Raw genomic sequence first — 16,994 nt, 5'->3', positions numbered from 1 at the left:
GATTCGGCCATATCCTGTCAGCGGTCACTTGGGGATGATCCAAACGTGGGTTTTGGTTCATCAGGTTTCTGGGGCACTGCGTTCGGGCCATCCTGAACTTGCGGTGCCGGGGCACGCAACAGGTCGCGTAGGAACAGAGGAGCAAGACCGGACAAAGGATTTACCGACACTTTGGGCGAAGCAAGCGGACCGGTCAGGGTGTAGTTGAAGCCAAAGACGCCCTCGCCCTTGCGCGTGAACACGCTGCCAACTGCGTTGAGGAGGTATATTGGCGAAATTGCACCGCGCAGGTTCAGCATTCCGTTCACCGTATCGATGGTACCGTCAAAAGACAGGCCCATGGATGGCCCGACGGCACTGCCGCTGAGCACCTTGATATCCGTCGGCGTGATCCGCATCCTGCTGTCGATTGCTGCAAAAAAGATGCCCTGCCCGGCCATTTCGTCCAATAGCCCCACAAGGCTGATGGCATTCAGCAAGGCTGCCATGGCCGGAGCGTCGGTGATCCGCGTATTGGTGATTTTCAATATCACGTCATAGCTGCCGGGTGCGGCCACAGGCTCAAGCTTGAGGTCCATTTCTCCGCCCCGCGCCTGTGTCAGAACCCCGGCCGATCGTAGCACGGCACCCGCATCTTGCGACGTCAGGTCAACAGCACTTCGTTTCCCTCTGGGGCTGACCTGCCCTCTGACCGGCGCGCCGCCATTGACCCGCGCGTTGAAGCTCCCTTGTATTCCGCCGGTCGTCTGAAATGCGCCTTGGAACCCGGTCAGTGCGACGGTGTCCGTCACCTGAAGGCGATCCAGCGACACGTCCAGTTTCGGCCCGGCGCCGCCCCCGCCGCCAGATCCGCCACTTTCGCCGAAATTCGCGCGCCCCATATCAAGTACGCCGCCAAGAACACGGACATCCGGCATGGCGCCCCCGCGCCCGATCAGCTCTGCCGGGACCGCCAGCCAGTCGCCCAGGTCAAAAGAGCTGAAGCGAACCCGGTCATATTCGCCATTCTCACGAAACGTAATCGAGGCAGAGGTACGCAAACCCGCCGCATCTATGCGCAGGCTGTCCACTTTCAGTTGCGATCCCAAAGTCGCTTCGGCTGTCAAAGATCCTGCCGAATTAGTTCCCTTTCGCCAACCAAGCTCGGGTATGGCCAGCCCCACGCCTTGCAAATCAGATGAAACGGACAGTTTCGGAGGAGGGCCGGCACCAAGCCCCAATGTGATGTCCGCAATCCCTTTTCCGGTCAGCATGCCCGGAGGCAACCCCGCACCGATCTCATCCATCAATCGCGGCGACAGCTCGATCTGACCCGTCAGGGTACTTCGCTGTGCGGACTTGCCATCTATCGGCTGCCGCCAGAGCGCCGTCAGCGGTACGTCCCCAAACTGCCCCAGCCCCTGAATCTGAACGCCGGACTGATCACCCGAAAGATCCAGCAGATCAGCGCTGACGGTAAAGCCAGGCACCAACCTGTCACTGAACAGATTGGCCAGCCTGCCATCGAAATGGAACTCGGTGTCCTCGAACTTGAGATCTTTTTTCAAGGGCAAGGACAGAGTTCCTGCCAACGACACCGTTCCCTTCGCCACATCAACGGGCAACCCCGCCTTGCTAAGCAATTCGAGCGGAGGCCGGTCCAGCAAGGATAACGCGGCCGTCACACTGCTACTGGCCCGGATGCGCGCAATCGCGGGCGCAGATTTCTTGATATCCGTGTCGGGAATGATGAAGGACGTTCCCGATGCATCCACCGCACCGCCGTCATCCGCAGTCACTACACCCTGCTGCGCAGTGACCGTGAACCTGCGGTTGATCAGGCTGGCCTGGCCCTGCGCCTGTTCGATCGGAGGCAGCGTTTTGACAAACCGGATCTTCGCCTCTTCAAATCCGAAGTCCAGATAGAGATCCGGTTTCGAACCGGGCAAAAGGCGCAGGGCAAAATCCATATCCGACAGAACCCCTTCGTACAGGTTTTTGGTCACCCATTCTCGCGGTTTCGGTGCCAGACGCTCGGGCCAATATCCGAGAACCTTGTCCGACGTCATTTGGTCCAGATGTGCGTCCAGCTCGACCGCCCAGCCATCCGGTCGCCCGTTCAGGACACCAAAGGCACGCACCGTATGGCCCGGATCTTCGATGGTCATCTGACCGAGCCGCAATTGGAACGGGTTGATCGCCATCTTGAAATCCAGGCTGGCCCGCGAAAGCTGAATAGGCTGTGGGAACAGGTTTGCAGGGTTCACATTGATACCGGACAACTGCAACTGCGCAGACAGGCTGTCCAGCACGCCATCTTCCGCACCTTCCAAAATCGCCTTCCCGTCAGCCTGCACCTCGCCCCAGGCCGAGACAACTGAAACTTCGTTGAAGTCCAGCATCTGCCCTTTGGGGTCATAAGTGAAATACGTGCGGGCAGATTCGAAGGGGACCGGGCGTGTTTCGGGGTTTGGCTGAACGGCCCCCGCCCCCAGATTCAGAGTTGCGTATACGGTACCGATAGCTCCTTTTTCATCGACTCCACCCCGCAAGGCACCCGAAATCGGGGCCCGCAGAACCTGCAACCAGGCAAGGGCGGGTGTTTGGCCCGCGATGTCCTCGGCCGGCAAGTCAGTGACCGATATCCCGAATTGTGCCGCAGGCGTCCCCAGGACGCTTGTATAATTGGCCTCGATTGCACTGACATAGTCACGCCCTGCCAAAACCGAGAACCCCGTCGCCAAACGCACCTCGCTGCCGCTCCGGTTGGCCTGAATATGTCCACCGTCCAGAATCCAGGACCGTCCTTGCCGCAGATCTCGATAATCCAGTGTGATCGCATCAAGCTCGACAGACGTCAGTGCAGACAGGGCCGGAGACAGGAAGACCTGATCCGATGCTTCGATAAGCTGTGCCAGGTTCGGGGCTTCCTGCACGGGTGCGCTGCCGGATCCGACCGTAAGACTCAGCGCCCCGTCCTTGTTCCGGGTCACGGCGATCTGCGCACCGCTCAGAATTATTCTTTTCGGACGGACGTGCCCCCGCAACAAGGGGCGCATGGCCAGACTGGCGCGCATGTCGGACACCTGCGCAATTTGCTGACCAGCCGCATCGCTAATGAACACATCGGTCAGACGCAGACGCGGTCGCCAACCCTCGTGAATGATGAAACTGACGTCACCAAACCGGATTTGCAGCCCGCCCAAGGCCTGTTCAAGCCGCGCCTCGACCCTGTCCCGCAGCCAGACAGGTGCGTGCATTCTTTGTCCGACAAGCATGAAACCAGTGAACAACGCCAACAGCACCAGCATGAAAGTGCCGCGCATGGCCCATAGTCCGGCGGCCCGGCGGCGAGACCGACGGCGCGCGGGCTTTTCCGGCTTTGCTCCATCGTCGTCTTCGTGCTGCTTCAAATTGCTATCCACGCCTTCCAACCCGCACGTGTTGCCCTATGATATCAGGCAGCCTTTTAAAACCTTTAACGGAGTTTCCAATGCCCGACGTTTCAGACATCGCCCCTGACTTCACTTTGCCGCGCGACGGCGGCGGCGAGGTGACGCTTTCGGCGTTGCGCGGTGGCACCGTGGTTCTGTTCTTCTACCCCCGCGATGATACGCCGGGCTGCACCAAGGAATCCATCGGTTTCTCGGAACAACTTCAGGCCTTTGCGGATGCGGGCGCTCAAGTTTTCGGCATCTCCCGTGACAGCGTCGCCAAACATGACAAATTCGTCGCCAAGCATGGGCTGACAACACCGCTGTTGTCGGATGAGAACTCGACCGTCTGTGAAGACTACGGGGTGTGGGTCGAAAAGAACATGTACGGGCGCAAGTCGATGGGGATTGAACGTTCGACGTTTATCATCGACCCCGAAGGCAAGATTGCCCGCGTTTGGCGCAAGGTCAAAGTTCCCGGCCACGTGGATGAGGTGCTGGAAGCGGTGCGCGCGCTGTAACGCTCTCGACCGCGGTCGCCATCCGGTTTAAGAGCCACAGAAATAACCAGGCGGAGAAACATGGTGTCCAAATCGCTGACTCAGATGGCGACCGAGGTTCTTGAAACGGCCGATGGTCGGGAAAAGACCACCCTGTCCAAACAGCACGCCGCCGCGTGGTTTGCGTCGCGCAAAGGCGACGCCCGCCCGATCGAGATCGGTACCGCGTCACCGCCGCTGCAACCCGCGCGCCCGGACCAGCCCGAACTCCTGTCTCCGCGCGAAGTACCAAAGCGAAAGCCGGGCACTGAAGCGGGACGCATCGCCTTGTTGCATGCCGTGGCGCATATCGAACTGAACGCCGTCGATCTGCATTGGGACATAATCGCCCGCTTTGGCCATGTGTCGATGCCGATCGGGTTTTATGATGATTGGGTAAAATGCGCCGAGGAAGAATCGCGCCATTTCGAGATGGTCTGTGATTGCCTTGAACAGATGGGAAGCTACTACGGCGCCCTGCCTGCCCATGCAGGAATGTGGCGAGCGGCCGAGGACACCGCAGACGACCTGATGGGGCGGCTGGCGGTTGTCCCCATGGTGCTCGAAGCGCGCGGTCTGGACGTCACCCCCGGCATGATCGAGATATTTCGCAAAGCCAGGGCCGAGCAGGCCATTGCAGCGCTTGAAGTGATCTATGCCGAAGAAGTCGGCCATGTCGCCTATGGGTCCAAGTGGTTCCATTTCCTGTGCGGCCGGGAAAATTCCGACCCGAAGGATGTGTTTCACACTCTGGTTCGCCGGTATTTCCACGGCGTCCTGAAACCGCCCTTCAACGAGGAAAAGCGTGCAGAGGCCGGACTGCCACCCGACTTTTACTGGCCGCTGACCGAAGACCTGCCCGCGCCCGGCGAAATCACAAACTGACGCTTGGACACTGATATCGGCAATTTCCCGCCGATCTTTGGGGGGATTTCTGCGCTGTTGGCCACTGGCGGGTCAACAAACTTGCCCGAACGCTGCCTGCCCTTTATGCAATCGGCCCAAGGGGCGGCAGGCACTCACGACCGGTCCCGATCTTGGGGATGAGAGGTAGGACGCGTGCGAACACGTCTGGCAATAAAAATACACTCGGTACTTGAACGGTACTTCCCGGAACGCCGGGTCTTTCTGAAATCTGACAAAGATACACGCTTTATCCGTCTCAGTTCGGAAACGCAGGTGGTCGCGGTGGCCGGTGTTGCCGTCATGGTCGGCTGGACCGCGATGGCAACTGCCATTCTGCTGATGGACAGCATCGGATCGGGTAACTTCCGGGAACAGGCGAAACGCGACCAAGCCACCTATCAGGAACGTTTGAATATCCTGTCCGCTGAACGCGACGCGCGTGCGCAGGAAGCCCTTGCCGCCCAGGATCGTTTCAACGCCGCGCTGGAGCAGATTTCCGCCATGCAGTCCGAACTGCTGGCATCGGAAAACCGACGTCGCGAACTTGAGACGGGGATCGAAGTCATCCAGACCACGCTGCGCACGACCATGAAACAGCGGGAAGATGCACGGGCAGAACTGGCTGCATTGAAGCAGGAAACCAGCAACGCTGACATGTACGTTGCAGCCTCCAGCGCCCCGGTGCAGATGGCGTTCATGACGGACGCTCTGGCACGCACGGCCGAGGAACGCGACAAGATCGCTGCAGACGCCCGTGACGCACTGGGTCAGCGGGACGATCTGGAGCTGGAAATCCGCCTTATGCAGGAACGCAGCGACGAGATTTTCCGCCAGCTGGAAGAAGCCATGGTGATATCGGTCGAGCCGCTGGACAAGATGTTCCGTCAAGCGGGAATGCCAACAGACCGCATCATCGAAGAGGTCCGGCGCGGATATAGCGGTATGGGCGGTCCGCTGACCCCTTTATCCCTTAGCACGCGTGGTGAGGTGGACGAATTGTCCGCCGAGGAAGCCCGCGCGAACACATTGCTGAAACAGATGGATCAGCTGAACCTGTATCGTCTTGCGGCGGAAAAAGCCCCCTTTGCCAATCCTGTACATTCGGCCGTGCGTTTCACCAGTGGCTACGGCAACCGGCGCGATCCCAAATCCGGTGGTCGCCGGATGCATAACGGTGTCGATTTCGCAGGGCCGCAAGGCACGGATATCTTTGCGACCGCGGACGGCGTCGTTACCCACGCAGGCTGGCAATCCGGTTTCGGGCGGCTTGTGAAAATCAAGCACGCATTCGGAATTGAGACACTTTACGCTCATAACACCAAGATCAATGTGAAGGTTGGTCAAAGGGTCTCGCGCGGGGATCATATTGCTGATATGGGTAGCACCGGACGGTCGACCGGCACGCATCTGCACTATGAAGTGCGAGTGAACGGAAAACCTGTAAACCCAATGACTTACATCAAGGCTGCGAGAAATGTTTTCTAAAAGCAAAATCAACGAACCCGCATCCAAGGCACCTGAGGCGGCCAAACCCGCCGCTCCGGCGACCCCAGCGGCCCCTGCACCGACCGAGTCGAAACCTGCGACAGCGCCCAAGCCCAAGCCGCCAGCATCGGTTCTGTCTTCGGATCTGCACATTACCGGCAACATCAAGACCTCTGGTGACATTCAGGTAGAAGGCACGGTTGAAGGCGACATCCGCGCCCACCTGCTGACCATTGGTGAATCGGCGACGATCAAGGGTGAAGTCACCGCAGACGACGTTGTGATCAACGGCCGCATCGTTGGTCGCGTGCGTGGCCTCAAGGTGCGCCTGACGTCTACCGCACGCGTTGAAGGCGACATCATCCACAAGACCATCGCCATCGAAAGCGGTGCGCATTTCGAAGGGTCGGTACAGCGCCAGGACGATCCGCTGAACCCGGGTCGCAGCGCCAAAGCCGGATCGAACCCGGCGGCGGACGTCAAACAATAATTCGACCTCTCAGGTCAGACCGGAGACGCCGCAGGGAGACCAGCGGCGTCTCTTTTTTAGGGCCGCAGCCCTTGTCCGGGAAACTTGTTTTGATCCCGTCGGGATCACGTTAGGGTCGGGTCATGTTGATTTTCCTGACACTTGTTGCAGTGATCGCGGCAGGTCTGACCTTTTACTTTTGGTCCAAACGACAGGCACGTCACGCCCTGTTGGCCGCGCCGTTGACGGACAGTCAACGGCACCTTGTTGACGCTCAGGTCCCGATCTTGCGAAGGCTGCCGCAGGGCCTGCGCGCAAAGCTGGAAGGCAAGATTAACTTGTTCCTTGATCAGGTTGAATTCACCGGGTGCGACGGTCTGGACGTTACCGAAGACATGCAAGTGTCCATCGCCGCGCAAGCCTGTCTGCTGGTTGTGAATACCGACCTCTGGTATGACAACCTGACCACCATCTTGATCTATCCCAGCGCTTTCAAATCCAGGCAGAGCCGGCACAGCGGTTATGTCGTCACCGAGAAGGAAATCGTGCGCACCGGGGAAAGCTGGAACCGCGGCCCGGTGATCCTGTCCTGGGCCCACAGCCAGCGCGGTGCCATGAATGATCATGACGGGCAAAATGTTGTCTTTCACGAATTTGCCCACCAGATCGACGATCTGACCGGGTCGGCCAACGGGGTGCCTGTTCTCAGCAACAACCAGAGTTTTTCAGAATGGGAGTCCGCATTCCTAACAGCCTATGATGCGCATGTGCGCGCCGTTGAATCCGGGCAGCCAACTGTAATCGACCCCTATGGCGCGGAAGGGCACGAGGAGTTTTTTGCCGTTTCGGTTGAAGTGTTCTTTGAGCGCCCCAAGGCGCTGCGCAACTCGGACCCGGGCGTTTACAAACAACTGTCAAAGCTGTTCCGCCTGGATCCTGCTCAATGGACCTAATGGCTTTCCGACCCAAGGTGAGAGGGTATCCGGGAAATTCCCCGTTCGACACAATTTAACAAAAGTTAATTTATGAATTACACTTAAGCGCATTGCATTGTGGAGGAAATTTCATGTCATCAAAACTACTGGCCGAGTTCTTCGGCACCTTCTGGCTGGTTCTCGGAGGTTGCGGCAGTGCCGTATTGGCAGCGGGCGTCGCGGATGTCGGAATAGGGTGGCTTGGCGTGTCCTTCGCCTTCGGCCTGACGGTTCTGACAATGGCCTACACGGTTGGCCATATCTCGGGCGGACACTTCAATCCGGCGGTCAGCCTGGGCTTGATGATTGGCGGGCGGTTTCCGGCCAAGGATCTGCTGCCATATTGGATCGCTCAGGTCATCGGAGCCATCGCTGCCGCAGTGGTTCTGTATCTGATTGTCAGCGGTGCGCCCGAGTTCTCTGGCGTCGGAGGATTTGCGTCCAACGGATATGGTGAGGCCTCACCCGGCGGGTATTCTTTGATGTCCGCTCTGGTGATCGAAATCGTGATGACCGCTTTCTTCATCCTGATCATTCTGGGCGCGACCTCGGACAAGGCACCGGCGGGTTTCGCCCCCATTGCGATTGGTCTGGGATTGACCCTGATCCACCTTGTATCAATTCCGGTCACCAACACTTCGGTCAACCCGGCCCGGTCCACAGGTGTCGCCCTGTTTGCCGACGGCCCTGCCCTGTCGCAGCTGTGGCTGTTTTGGGTGGCCCCGCTGATCGGCGGCGCGATCGGAGCGCTTATCTGGAAAGCAATGTCACCGGACGATTGATTCTCTTGCAATCAACCATATAAAAAAAGCCCGGCGTTTTGAGGAGCGCCGGGCTTTTCACGTTCACTCGGTAACGGTGACTTTTTTCATCACGTCCGGTTGGCCGATAATGGCACCGTTCTGGCCCTCGCCGCGTTTGATCGCGTCAACCACGTCCATGCCGTCGGTCACCTGACCAACAACCGTGTACTGGCCGTTCAGGAACGGGCCCGGTTCGAACATGATAAAGAACTGTGAGTTGGCGCTGTTGGGGTCTTGCGCCCGCGCCATGCCAACCACGCCCCGGTCGAATTCAAAATCTGAAAACTCGGCCGGAAGGTCTGCACGGTCGGAACCGCCTGTGCCGGCGCGGCGCATGTCGCCACCCAAACGGCCATGTTCCACGTCGCCGGTCTGCGCCATGAAGCCGTCAATCACGCGGTGAAACACCACGCCATCGTACTTGCCTTCATTGGCCAGAGCAGCGATCTGCTCAACATGTTTCGGAGCAATATCATCGAACAGGTCGATGGTGACAGTGCCATTGGCCCCCTCACCTTCGATCTCGACCTCAAGACCCGTGGCCAGCGCAGGGCTGGCCAACAAGGCAAAAGCGGCAGCCAGCTTATACATCAGCCGCCACCTTGACACTGATCATCCGATCAGGGCTCGCTGGTGGCTCGCCTCGTACGATGGCGTCCACATGCTCCATTCCGTCGATAACACGGCCATAAACAGTGTACTGGCCGTTCAGGAAGTGGTTGTCGCCGAAGTTGATGAAGAACTGCGAGTTCGCCGAATCCGGGTTCTGCGAGCGGGCCGCACCCAAAGTGCCACGATCATGAGGCAGCTTCGAGAACTCGGCCGGAACGTTCGGCAGAGACGACCCGCCGGTGCCCGCCATGCGCAGGTTGAACCCGTCTTCCATGTCGCCATGTTGCACGTCGCCGGTTTGCGCCATGAAACCGTCGATCACACGGTGGAAGGCTACGTTGTCGTACTGTCCGTCGCGGGCCAGTTCTTTCATCCGCGCGCTGTGCAAAGGCGCCACATCCGGCAGCAGCTCGATGACGACATTGCCGTCTTTCAGCTCGATGATGATTGTGTTTTCGGGATCCTTGATCTCGGCCATGAGGCCCTCCTGTCGTTTATCTTGCGCAAATACCTATGATGCACGCGTACGAATGCCAAGTGACGCATTGACCTGAGGGCAAAATGCAGGAAAAGAACCGCCTAAATCATTTGCAAATGACGAGGATTGCGCGATGGGCTGGAAAACGCTGGACGATACGGACCTGAACGGCAAACGCGTTCTGGTGCGTGTGGATATCAATGTGCCGGTCGTGGATGGCGTAGTTACCGACGCCACTCGTATTCAGAGGATCGTGCCCACTGTGCGCGACATTCTGGCCGCAGGCGGCAAACCGATCCTTCTGGCCCATTTCGGTCGCCCCGGTGGGGAGCGACGCGAAAACCTGTCGCTCAAGCAACTGGTCCCCACCCTCGAAAGCGCTTTTGGCGCCAAAGTCCTGTTTGCCGCCGACTGTGTTGGAACCGAGGCCGAACTGGCAGCAGAGGCGTTGCAGCCCGGTCAGGTACTGTTGCTAGAGAACACGCGTTTTCACGCGGCAGAGACCAAGAACGACACCGATCTGGCCGCAGGCATGGCCAAGCTGGGTGACGTGTACTGCAACGACGCGTTTTCAGCGGCGCACCGGGCCCACAGCTCGACCGAGGCCATCGCGCGCCTTCTGCCCGCCTGCGCCGGTCGTTTGATGCAGGCCGAGTTGCAAGCTCTGGAAAACGCGTTGGGCGCGCCCAAACGCCCGGTAACAGCGGTTGTTGGCGGAGCCAAGGTCTCGACCAAGCTGGAATTGCTGGGCAACCTGATCGACAAGGTCGATTATCTGGTGATCGGTGGCGGCATGGCCAATACATTCCTCGTCGCACAGGGCATCAGTGTTGGTAAATCACTGGCCGAGACAGCGATGAAAGACACCGCCGCCGAAATCCTCGCCAAAGCCGAAAGCTCTGGCTGTCAGATCGTTCTGCCACGCGATGTTGTGGTGGCCGAAAAGTTTGAGGCCAACGCCCCTCATCAGGTCCTGCCCGCAGATCAATGCCCCGAGGACGGCATGATCCTGGATGCGGGCCCCGAAAGTGTCGCCGCGATCACAGGGATTTTTGACAAAAGCAAAACCCTGATCTGGAACGGTCCGCTGGGTGCGTTCGAACTGGAACCGTTTGACGCCGCCACCAATGCCGCCGCCATGAAGGCGGCCGTGCTTAGCCGTTCGGGCCAGCTCATCTCGGTCGCCGGGGGTGGAGACACGGTTGCGGCCCTGAATGCTTCGGGTGCAGCCAAGGACTTCACCTACATCTCGACCGCAGGTGGTGCATTCCTGGAATGGATGGAAGGCAAGACGCTGCCCGGTGTCGCGGCGCTGGATCAATAGGCGTCACTTACCGCTTTTGATCGCCTGATAGGGTTCATGGTATTATCCCTTTTTGAACGGGGGATTTCACCGTGAAGCCAATTTACCTTCTTGTCCTTACCATCCTGCCCTGCTCTGCCGCAGCTCAATCCAGTTGCGGCGGTCAGACCCAACTTGACGCCAATTTCTGCGCCAAAGAACAATGGGAAATCGCTGATCGCGAACTCAACCGGCTGTGGGCACAGATCAAACCCGCAGCCGCTGCACGCGGCGAAGGTGATGCTCTTCTGACCGAACAACGCGCCTGGCTGAAAGCCCGAGACGCAACCTGCGACAAAGAACTGTCGGGAGGCGGCAGTGCTGCCCCGATGTTCTACTGGTCCTGCATGAAAGAGCAGACCGAGGCACGAAACCAGGCGCTGCAAGCGTGGCGCTGACCTGCACCAGAGCAGGCATAAATTACTGATGAAAAATCGAATCAGGGGATTCACAACCCGAATCACCTGTGACATAGTGTGTTCAGATGTCCGCAAAGGGCACATTTTTGAGGCAAGTTTTCATACGGCGGTAAACAGAGTGTCCCGTTCCCATCGGCCCGGTCTGGGCTCAATCGTCTTCTTCTCGGTGGCTTTCATGCTTGGTGTGTATTTCACCTTTGCCGCCGTGCAAGGTGACTATGGCCTGTTTCGGCGGGTCGAAATTGCTGGGGAACGGGACGCCCTGTCACACGACCTGGAAAAGCTTAATGCCCAAATCGCCGAATTGGAAAATCTGACCCGGCGCCTGTCTGATACCTATCTGGATCTCGACCTGCTCGATCAGCAGGCGCGTTCGGTTCTTGGTATGATCCGCGCAGATGAAATCGTAATCCGCTGATCCTTTTTGGTCGCCGTAATTCTTCGGTACATCGTTGCACCGCTTTGCATTTCAGCTCAGCCGCGCCCGCGCAGACGCTGCGTCACATTTCCCCTCGCCAGAAAGCCCCAAATGCTTTATGAGATAGTTTAACGCTAAACTATCTTGCCGAAAGGGGGAGATCGCCACTATGGCTGCGCGAAAAACCACAAAGAAACCAAATGTTTCTGCGGAAGAACTCAAGACATACTACCGCGAGATGCTTCTGATCCGTCGATTCGAGGAAAAGGCGGGCCAGCTTTACGGCATGGGTCTGATCGGCGGGTTCTGCCACCTTTACATCGGACAAGAGGCGGTTGTTGTTGGGCTCGAAGCGGCAGCTCAGGACGGCGACAAGCGGATCACCTCTTATCGTGACCACGGCCATATGCTGGCCTGTGGCATGGACCCGGGCGGCGTGATGGCCGAACTGACCGGGCGCGAAGGCGGCCTGTCCAAGGGCAAGGGTGGTTCGATGCACATGTTCTCGAAAGAGAAGCATTTCTATGGTGGCCATGGCATCGTTGGCGCGCAGGTTCCGCTGGGTGCCGGTCTGGCCTTCGCTGACAAGTACAAGGAAACCGGCGGCGTGACCTTTACCTATTTCGGCGACGGTGCCGCAAACCAGGGTCAGGTCTATGAGACCTTCAATATGGCCGCCCTGTGGGATCTTCCCGTGGTTTTCGTGATCGAGAACAACCAATACGCCATGGGCACAGCGCAGGCGCGTTCGACCTCGTCACCTGATATCTATGTGCGCGGCGAAGCGTTCGGCATTCCCGGCGAGATCGTCAACGGTATGGATGTGCTGGCCGTCAAAGCTGCTGGCGAAAAGGCTGTTGCCCACTGTCGCGCCGGCAAGGGCCCTTACATCCTTGAGATTAAGACCTACCGCTATCGCGGCCACTCGATGTCTGACCCGGCCAAGTACCGCACCCGCGAAGAGGTTCAGAAAGTCCGCGAACAAAGCGATCCGATCGAACATGTGCGCGAGCTGCTGCTGACTGGCAAACACGCGACCGAGGATGACCTGAAGGCGATCGACAAAGAAATCAAAGAGATCGTGAATCAAGCTGCCGAATTCTCGAAAGAAAGCCCCGAGCCCGCCGTTGAAGAGCTCTGGACCGATATTTACGCCTGAGAGGACGAATAAGACATGGCAACCGAAATTCTCATGCCCGCCCTTTCGCCCACCATGGAAGAGGGCACGCTGGCCAAATGGCTGGTCAAGGAAGGCGACACCGTATCAAGCGGTGACATCCTGGCCGAAATCGAGACCGACAAGGCGACAATGGAATTTGAAGCTGTCGACGAGGGCATCGTCGGCAAGATCCTGATCGCCGAAGGCACCGAAGGGGTCAAAGTGAACACCCCGATTGCGGTTCTGGTCGAAGAAGGCGAAGATGCCTCGGCCCTGCCCACGGCTGCGCCCGCAGCCGCTGCGGTGGCCGAAGCCGCCCCAGCGGCGATCGAGGGGCCCGCTCCTGTCGCCGCAGCCCCGGCCGCTCCGGTGGTGGATCTTTCGCCCGACTGGCCGGCAGATGCCGAGATGAAATCCGAAACCGTTCGCGAAGCGCTGCGTGACGCGATGGCCGAAGAAATGCGCAACGACGAAGACGTCTATCTCATGGGCGAAGAAGTCGCGGAGTATCAGGGCGCCTACAAGATTTCCCAGGGTCTTCTGGACGAGTTCGGGCCCAAGCGCGTGATCGATACGCCGATCACCGAGCATGGTTTCGCCGGTATCGCCGTAGGGTCGGCCTTTGGCGGTCTGAAACCGATCGTCGAGTTCATGACGTTCAACTTCGCCATGCAGGCGATCGACCAGATCATCAACTCGGCCGCCAAGACGCTTTATATGTCCGGTGGTCAGATGGGCTGTCCGATCGTGTTCCGCGGCCCCAATGGTGCCGCCGCACGCGTCGCGGCCCAGCACAGCCAGGACTATGCCGCTTGGTACATGCAGATCCCCGGCCTGAAAGTCGTCATGCCCTATTCGGCGGCAGACGCCAAAGGATTGCTGAAATCAGCCATCCGCGACCCAAACCCGGTGATCTTCCTGGAAAATGAAATCCTCTACGGTCGCTCCTTCGACATGCCACAGGTAGACGACCTGACCATCCCGCTGGGCAAGGCGCGTATCTGGCGCGAAGGCTCGGACGTGACTATCGTCAGCTTTGGCATCGGCATGCAATACGCGCTGGAAGCCGCCGACAGGCTGGCCGAAGAGGGCATCAGCGCCGAGGTCATCGACCTGCGCACGATCCGCCCGATGGATACCGGAGCGATAATCAACTCGGTGATGAAAACCAATCGCCTTGTGACAGTTGAAGAAGGTTGGCCGCAAGGCTCGGTCGGCAGCTACATCTCATCCGTTGTGATGCAGGAAACGTTCGACTATCTCGACGCGCCGGTCATCAACTGCACCGGCAAGGACGTTCCGATGCCCTACGCCGCGAACCTCGAAAAACTGGCCCTGATCACTACGGACGAGGTGATCGAAGCCGTCAAACAAGTGACCTACCGGTAAGGAGCGACAGACAGATGCCCACCGAAATTCTGATGCCCGCCCTTTCACCGACCATGGAGGAAGGCACGCTTGCAAAATGGCTGGTCAAGGAAGGCGACACCGTCTCCTCCGGCGATCTGCTGGCCGAGATCGAAACCGACAAGGCCACGATGGAGTTCGAAGCCGTCGATGAAGGCACCATTGGCAGGATCCTGATCCCCGAGGGCACCGAAGGGGTCAAGGTCAACACCGCCATTGCGGTTCTTTTGGAAGACGGCGAAAGCGCTGATGATATCTCGACCTCGCCCGCCGTTGTTCCGGCGGCTGCCCCCGCAGCCGCTGCGGGCAACGAGGCTGCCGCGCCAGCGGTATCCGAGGCGCCTGCCCCTGCCCCGGCCGCCCCGGTCAAGGCAGATGGCGGTCGTATCTTTGCGTCCCCTCTGGCCCGCCGGATTGCCGCGCAGAAAGGCCTTGATCTGGCGCAGATCGCAGGCTCTGGCCCGCATGGTCGCATCGTCAAAGCGGATGTCGAAGGGGCAACTGCAACCGCACCGGCACCAACTCCTGCGGCCGCAGCGCCAGCGGCTGCTGCAGCTGCTCCCGCTGGACCCTCCGCGGATATGGTAGCGCGGATGTATGAGGGTCGCGAGTATGAAGAAATTCAGCTCGACGGTATGCGCAAGACCATTGCCGCACGTCTGGGCGAAGCCAAGCAAACTATCCCGCACTTCTATCTGCGTCGCGACATCAAGCTGGATGCACTGCTGAAGTTCCGTGGCCAGCTGAACAAGCAGCTGGAAGGCCGTGGCATCAAGTTGAGCGTCAACGACTTCATCATCAAGGCCGTCGCCAACGCGTTGCAGCAAGTTCCAGCCTGCAACGCAGTCTGGGCGGGCGATCGGGTGCTGCAACTGAAGCCATCGGACGTGGCCGTTGCGGTCGCAATCGAGGGCGGCCTGTTCACCCCGGTTCTTCAGGACGCCGACATGAAATCTCTGTCAGCCCTTTCTACCGAGATGAAGGACCTCGCCGCCCGTGCCCGTGAGCGCAAGCTGGCACCGCATGAATATCAGGGGGGCACGTTTGCAATCTCGAACCTGGGTATGTTCGGCATCGACAATTTCGACGCCATCGTGAACCCGCCTCACGCCGGTATTCTGGCTGTGGGTACAGGCGTCAAGAAACCGGTTGTTGGGGATGATGGTGAGCTGACAGTGGCAACTGTGATGTCCGTTACCATGTCCGTCGATCACCGCGTTATCGACGGCGCGTTGGGGGCAGAACTGCTCAAGGCAATTGTCGACAACCTTGAAAACCCGATGGTCATGCTGGCCTGAGGACCTGAAACATGCACTCGCCCCTGATACCCGGGGCGAGTGCAGTCTCATCTCTTGGCACTGAATTGAACTTGCGTGATCGGGGCACCGTTTGCCCTGTGTATCAAGACGTCCCACTTCCTTCCTTTAGAAGCCGACGGAAGGCAGGTGCGCGATACTCTCAAGAAATCTCATTTTCAGCCTGATTGTCTTGGCGTTTCCGGCAGCCACGGCACCTGAATTTGCCATGGCAATACCCAACAGCTATCCATGTGAGCATTCTAAGTTCAAGCCGAACGATCCGGCCGCGATTGCCTAACAGAAAGCCGCACAGGACAGACAGCAAGAGCTTCGCAAACAAAAGCGGGAAGAACAGCGGCGCAAGCGGTTGGACAAACGCGCCAACCGCTCCCGCTGAATTTTTACTGGTCCTTGCCCAACATATGATCCATCGAGATCGACGGCTGGTCGCACCCGGCTTCCCCCACGATCTTGGCGGGGATACCGGCGACCGTCTTGCAAGGCGGCACTTCTTGCAGAACCACTGACCCGGCGGCGATGCGGCTGCAATGGCCAACTTCGATATTGCCCAGGACCTTGGCCCCTGCCCCGATCAGCACGCCATTTCCGATTGTAGGATGGCGCTGTTCTTCTTCCTTGCCGGTTCCACCCAGCGTCACGGAATGCAGCATCGATACATTGTCGCCCACCACTGCCGTCTCACCGATCACGATGGAATGGGCATGGTCGATCATGATTCCTTTGCCTATCTTTGCGGCCGGATGAATGTCGATGCCAAAAATCTCGGACGAACGCATCTGGAAGAAATACGCGAGATCGTGACGACCGTTGCGCCACAGCCAATGCGCCACGCGATACGCCTGCATGGCCTGGTAACCTTTAAAGTACAGGATCGGCTGCAGCAACCGGTGGCAGGCCGGATCACGTTCGTAAACGGCCATTAGGTCCGCGCGGGCGGCTTCGAGCAAACCCGGATCGTCGGCATATGCCTCATCCACAACTTCACGCAGGACCATCATCGACATTTCGTTCGAGCACAGCTTGGCCGCCACCCGATATGAAAGCGCGCGTTCAAGGCTGCGGTGATGTAGGATACAGGCGTGCACGAGTCCCCCCATGAGGGGTTCTTTCTCGACGGCCGCATGGGCCTCGGATGTGATACGGTTCCAGACCGGATCAACCGGTGTCACATGGCTGCGCTTTTCGAACATGGTTTTGATCCTTTGCTGCGCCTAGAATGCCATTTAGTGGCAAAAAGACCAAACGCAAACC

Annotated in this window: 16 protein-coding genes; 12 read left to right on the top strand and 4 right to left on the bottom strand. The window is 58.8% G+C overall.

Annotation, left to right across the window (positions count from 1 at the left end; all coding sequences use genetic code 11):
* Nucleotides 1–17: 17 nt before the first annotated feature.
* The gene (locus AC2FEB_RS05535; protein WP_496671297.1) at nt 18–3,392 is read right to left on the bottom strand and encodes a YhdP family protein; all 3,375 of its coding nucleotides are present in this window, start codon (nt 3,390–3,392) and stop codon (nt 18–20) included.
* Nucleotides 3,393–3,472: 80 nt separating this feature from the next.
* Between AC2FEB_RS05535 and AC2FEB_RS05530 the strand changes: the two genes are divergently transcribed.
* From AC2FEB_RS05530 to aqpZ, 6 genes are all read left to right on the top strand, one after another.
* Nucleotides 3,473–3,934, top strand: coding sequence for a peroxiredoxin (locus AC2FEB_RS05530; protein ID WP_117868647.1), 462 nt, complete (start codon nt 3,473–3,475; stop codon nt 3,932–3,934).
* Between the two features lie 60 nt (nt 3,935–3,994).
* Nucleotides 3,995–4,837 (top strand): ferritin-like domain-containing protein, encoded by an 843-nt coding sequence (locus AC2FEB_RS05525; protein WP_496671300.1) that lies wholly within the window; start codon nt 3,995–3,997, stop codon nt 4,835–4,837.
* A 174-nt stretch (nt 4,838–5,011) separates the two neighbouring features.
* Nucleotides 5,012–6,343 carry a M23 family metallopeptidase gene (locus tag AC2FEB_RS05520; RefSeq protein ID WP_299893967.1) on the top strand — a complete coding sequence of 444 codons (1,332 nt, stop codon included), beginning with the start codon at nt 5,012–5,014 and terminating at the stop codon, nt 6,341–6,343.
* Complete coding sequence (locus tag AC2FEB_RS05515) at nt 6,333–6,833, top strand: bactofilin family protein (RefSeq protein ID WP_117868644.1); 501 nt, start codon at nt 6,333–6,335, stop codon at nt 6,831–6,833. The genes AC2FEB_RS05520 and AC2FEB_RS05515 overlap by 11 nt, the downstream gene beginning before the upstream one ends.
* A 122-nt stretch (nt 6,834–6,955) precedes the next feature.
* On the top strand, nt 6,956–7,765 hold the full coding sequence (locus AC2FEB_RS05510) for a M90 family metallopeptidase (RefSeq protein WP_299893969.1): 810 nt from the start codon (nt 6,956–6,958) through the stop codon (nt 7,763–7,765).
* Between the two features lie 113 nt (nt 7,766–7,878).
* Nucleotides 7,879–8,568: an aquaporin Z gene (gene aqpZ, locus AC2FEB_RS05505; protein ID WP_117868642.1), complete on the top strand. Its 690-nt coding sequence runs from the start codon at nt 7,879–7,881 to the stop codon at nt 8,566–8,568.
* Between the two features lie 63 nt (nt 8,569–8,631).
* On the opposite strand, the gene AC2FEB_RS05500 is transcribed toward aqpZ, so the two are convergent.
* Together AC2FEB_RS05500 and AC2FEB_RS05495 are read right to left on the bottom strand one after the other, a co-directional pair.
* Nucleotides 8,632–9,180 carry a peptidylprolyl isomerase gene (locus tag AC2FEB_RS05500; protein WP_109311395.1) on the bottom strand — a complete coding sequence of 183 codons (549 nt, stop codon included), beginning with the start codon at nt 9,178–9,180 and terminating at the stop codon, nt 8,632–8,634.
* The gene (locus AC2FEB_RS05495; protein ID WP_496671306.1) at nt 9,173–9,679 is read right to left on the bottom strand and encodes a peptidylprolyl isomerase; all 507 of its coding nucleotides are present in this window, start codon (nt 9,677–9,679) and stop codon (nt 9,173–9,175) included. Before AC2FEB_RS05495 ends, AC2FEB_RS05500 begins: the two co-directional genes overlap by 8 nt.
* Nucleotides 9,680–9,812: 133 nt before the next feature.
* On the opposite strand from AC2FEB_RS05495, the gene AC2FEB_RS05490 reads away from it, so the two are divergent.
* From AC2FEB_RS05490 to AC2FEB_RS05465, 6 genes are all read left to right on the top strand, one after another.
* Nucleotides 9,813–11,003 (top strand): phosphoglycerate kinase, encoded by a 1,191-nt coding sequence (locus tag AC2FEB_RS05490; protein WP_496671309.1) that lies wholly within the window; start codon nt 9,813–9,815, stop codon nt 11,001–11,003.
* 71 nt (nt 11,004–11,074) lie between these two features.
* Nucleotides 11,075–11,419, top strand: coding sequence for a lysozyme inhibitor LprI family protein (locus AC2FEB_RS05485; protein WP_496671312.1), 345 nt, complete (start codon nt 11,075–11,077; stop codon nt 11,417–11,419).
* 139 nt (nt 11,420–11,558) lie between these two features.
* Nucleotides 11,559–11,858, top strand: a complete 300-nt coding sequence (locus AC2FEB_RS05480) for an FtsB family cell division protein (protein WP_162896755.1) — start codon at nt 11,559–11,561, stop codon at nt 11,856–11,858.
* A 169-nt stretch (nt 11,859–12,027) separates the two neighbouring features.
* Nucleotides 12,028–13,017 (top strand): pyruvate dehydrogenase (acetyl-transferring) E1 component subunit alpha, encoded by a 990-nt coding sequence (pdhA, locus tag AC2FEB_RS05475; protein ID WP_117868638.1) that lies wholly within the window; start codon nt 12,028–12,030, stop codon nt 13,015–13,017.
* A 15-nt stretch (nt 13,018–13,032) separates the two neighbouring features.
* Nucleotides 13,033–14,406 carry a pyruvate dehydrogenase complex E1 component subunit beta gene (locus tag AC2FEB_RS05470; RefSeq protein WP_496883902.1) on the top strand — a complete coding sequence of 458 codons (1,374 nt, stop codon included), beginning with the start codon at nt 13,033–13,035 and terminating at the stop codon, nt 14,404–14,406.
* Between the two features lie 14 nt (nt 14,407–14,420).
* Complete coding sequence (locus tag AC2FEB_RS05465) at nt 14,421–15,722, top strand: pyruvate dehydrogenase complex dihydrolipoamide acetyltransferase (RefSeq protein ID WP_496671316.1); 1,302 nt, start codon at nt 14,421–14,423, stop codon at nt 15,720–15,722.
* A 401-nt stretch (nt 15,723–16,123) separates the two neighbouring features.
* On the opposite strand, the gene cysE is transcribed toward AC2FEB_RS05465, so the two are convergent.
* Nucleotides 16,124–16,933 carry a serine O-acetyltransferase gene (gene cysE, locus AC2FEB_RS05460; protein WP_117868634.1) on the bottom strand — a complete coding sequence of 270 codons (810 nt, stop codon included), beginning with the start codon at nt 16,931–16,933 and terminating at the stop codon, nt 16,124–16,126.
* Nucleotides 16,934–16,994: the final 61 nt, after the last annotated feature.

Source organism: Ruegeria sp. YTSC106, assembly GCF_059609765.1.
The sequence above is the reverse complement of the archived record's forward strand: the minus strand, read 5'-3'. Positions and strand labels throughout refer to the sequence as shown.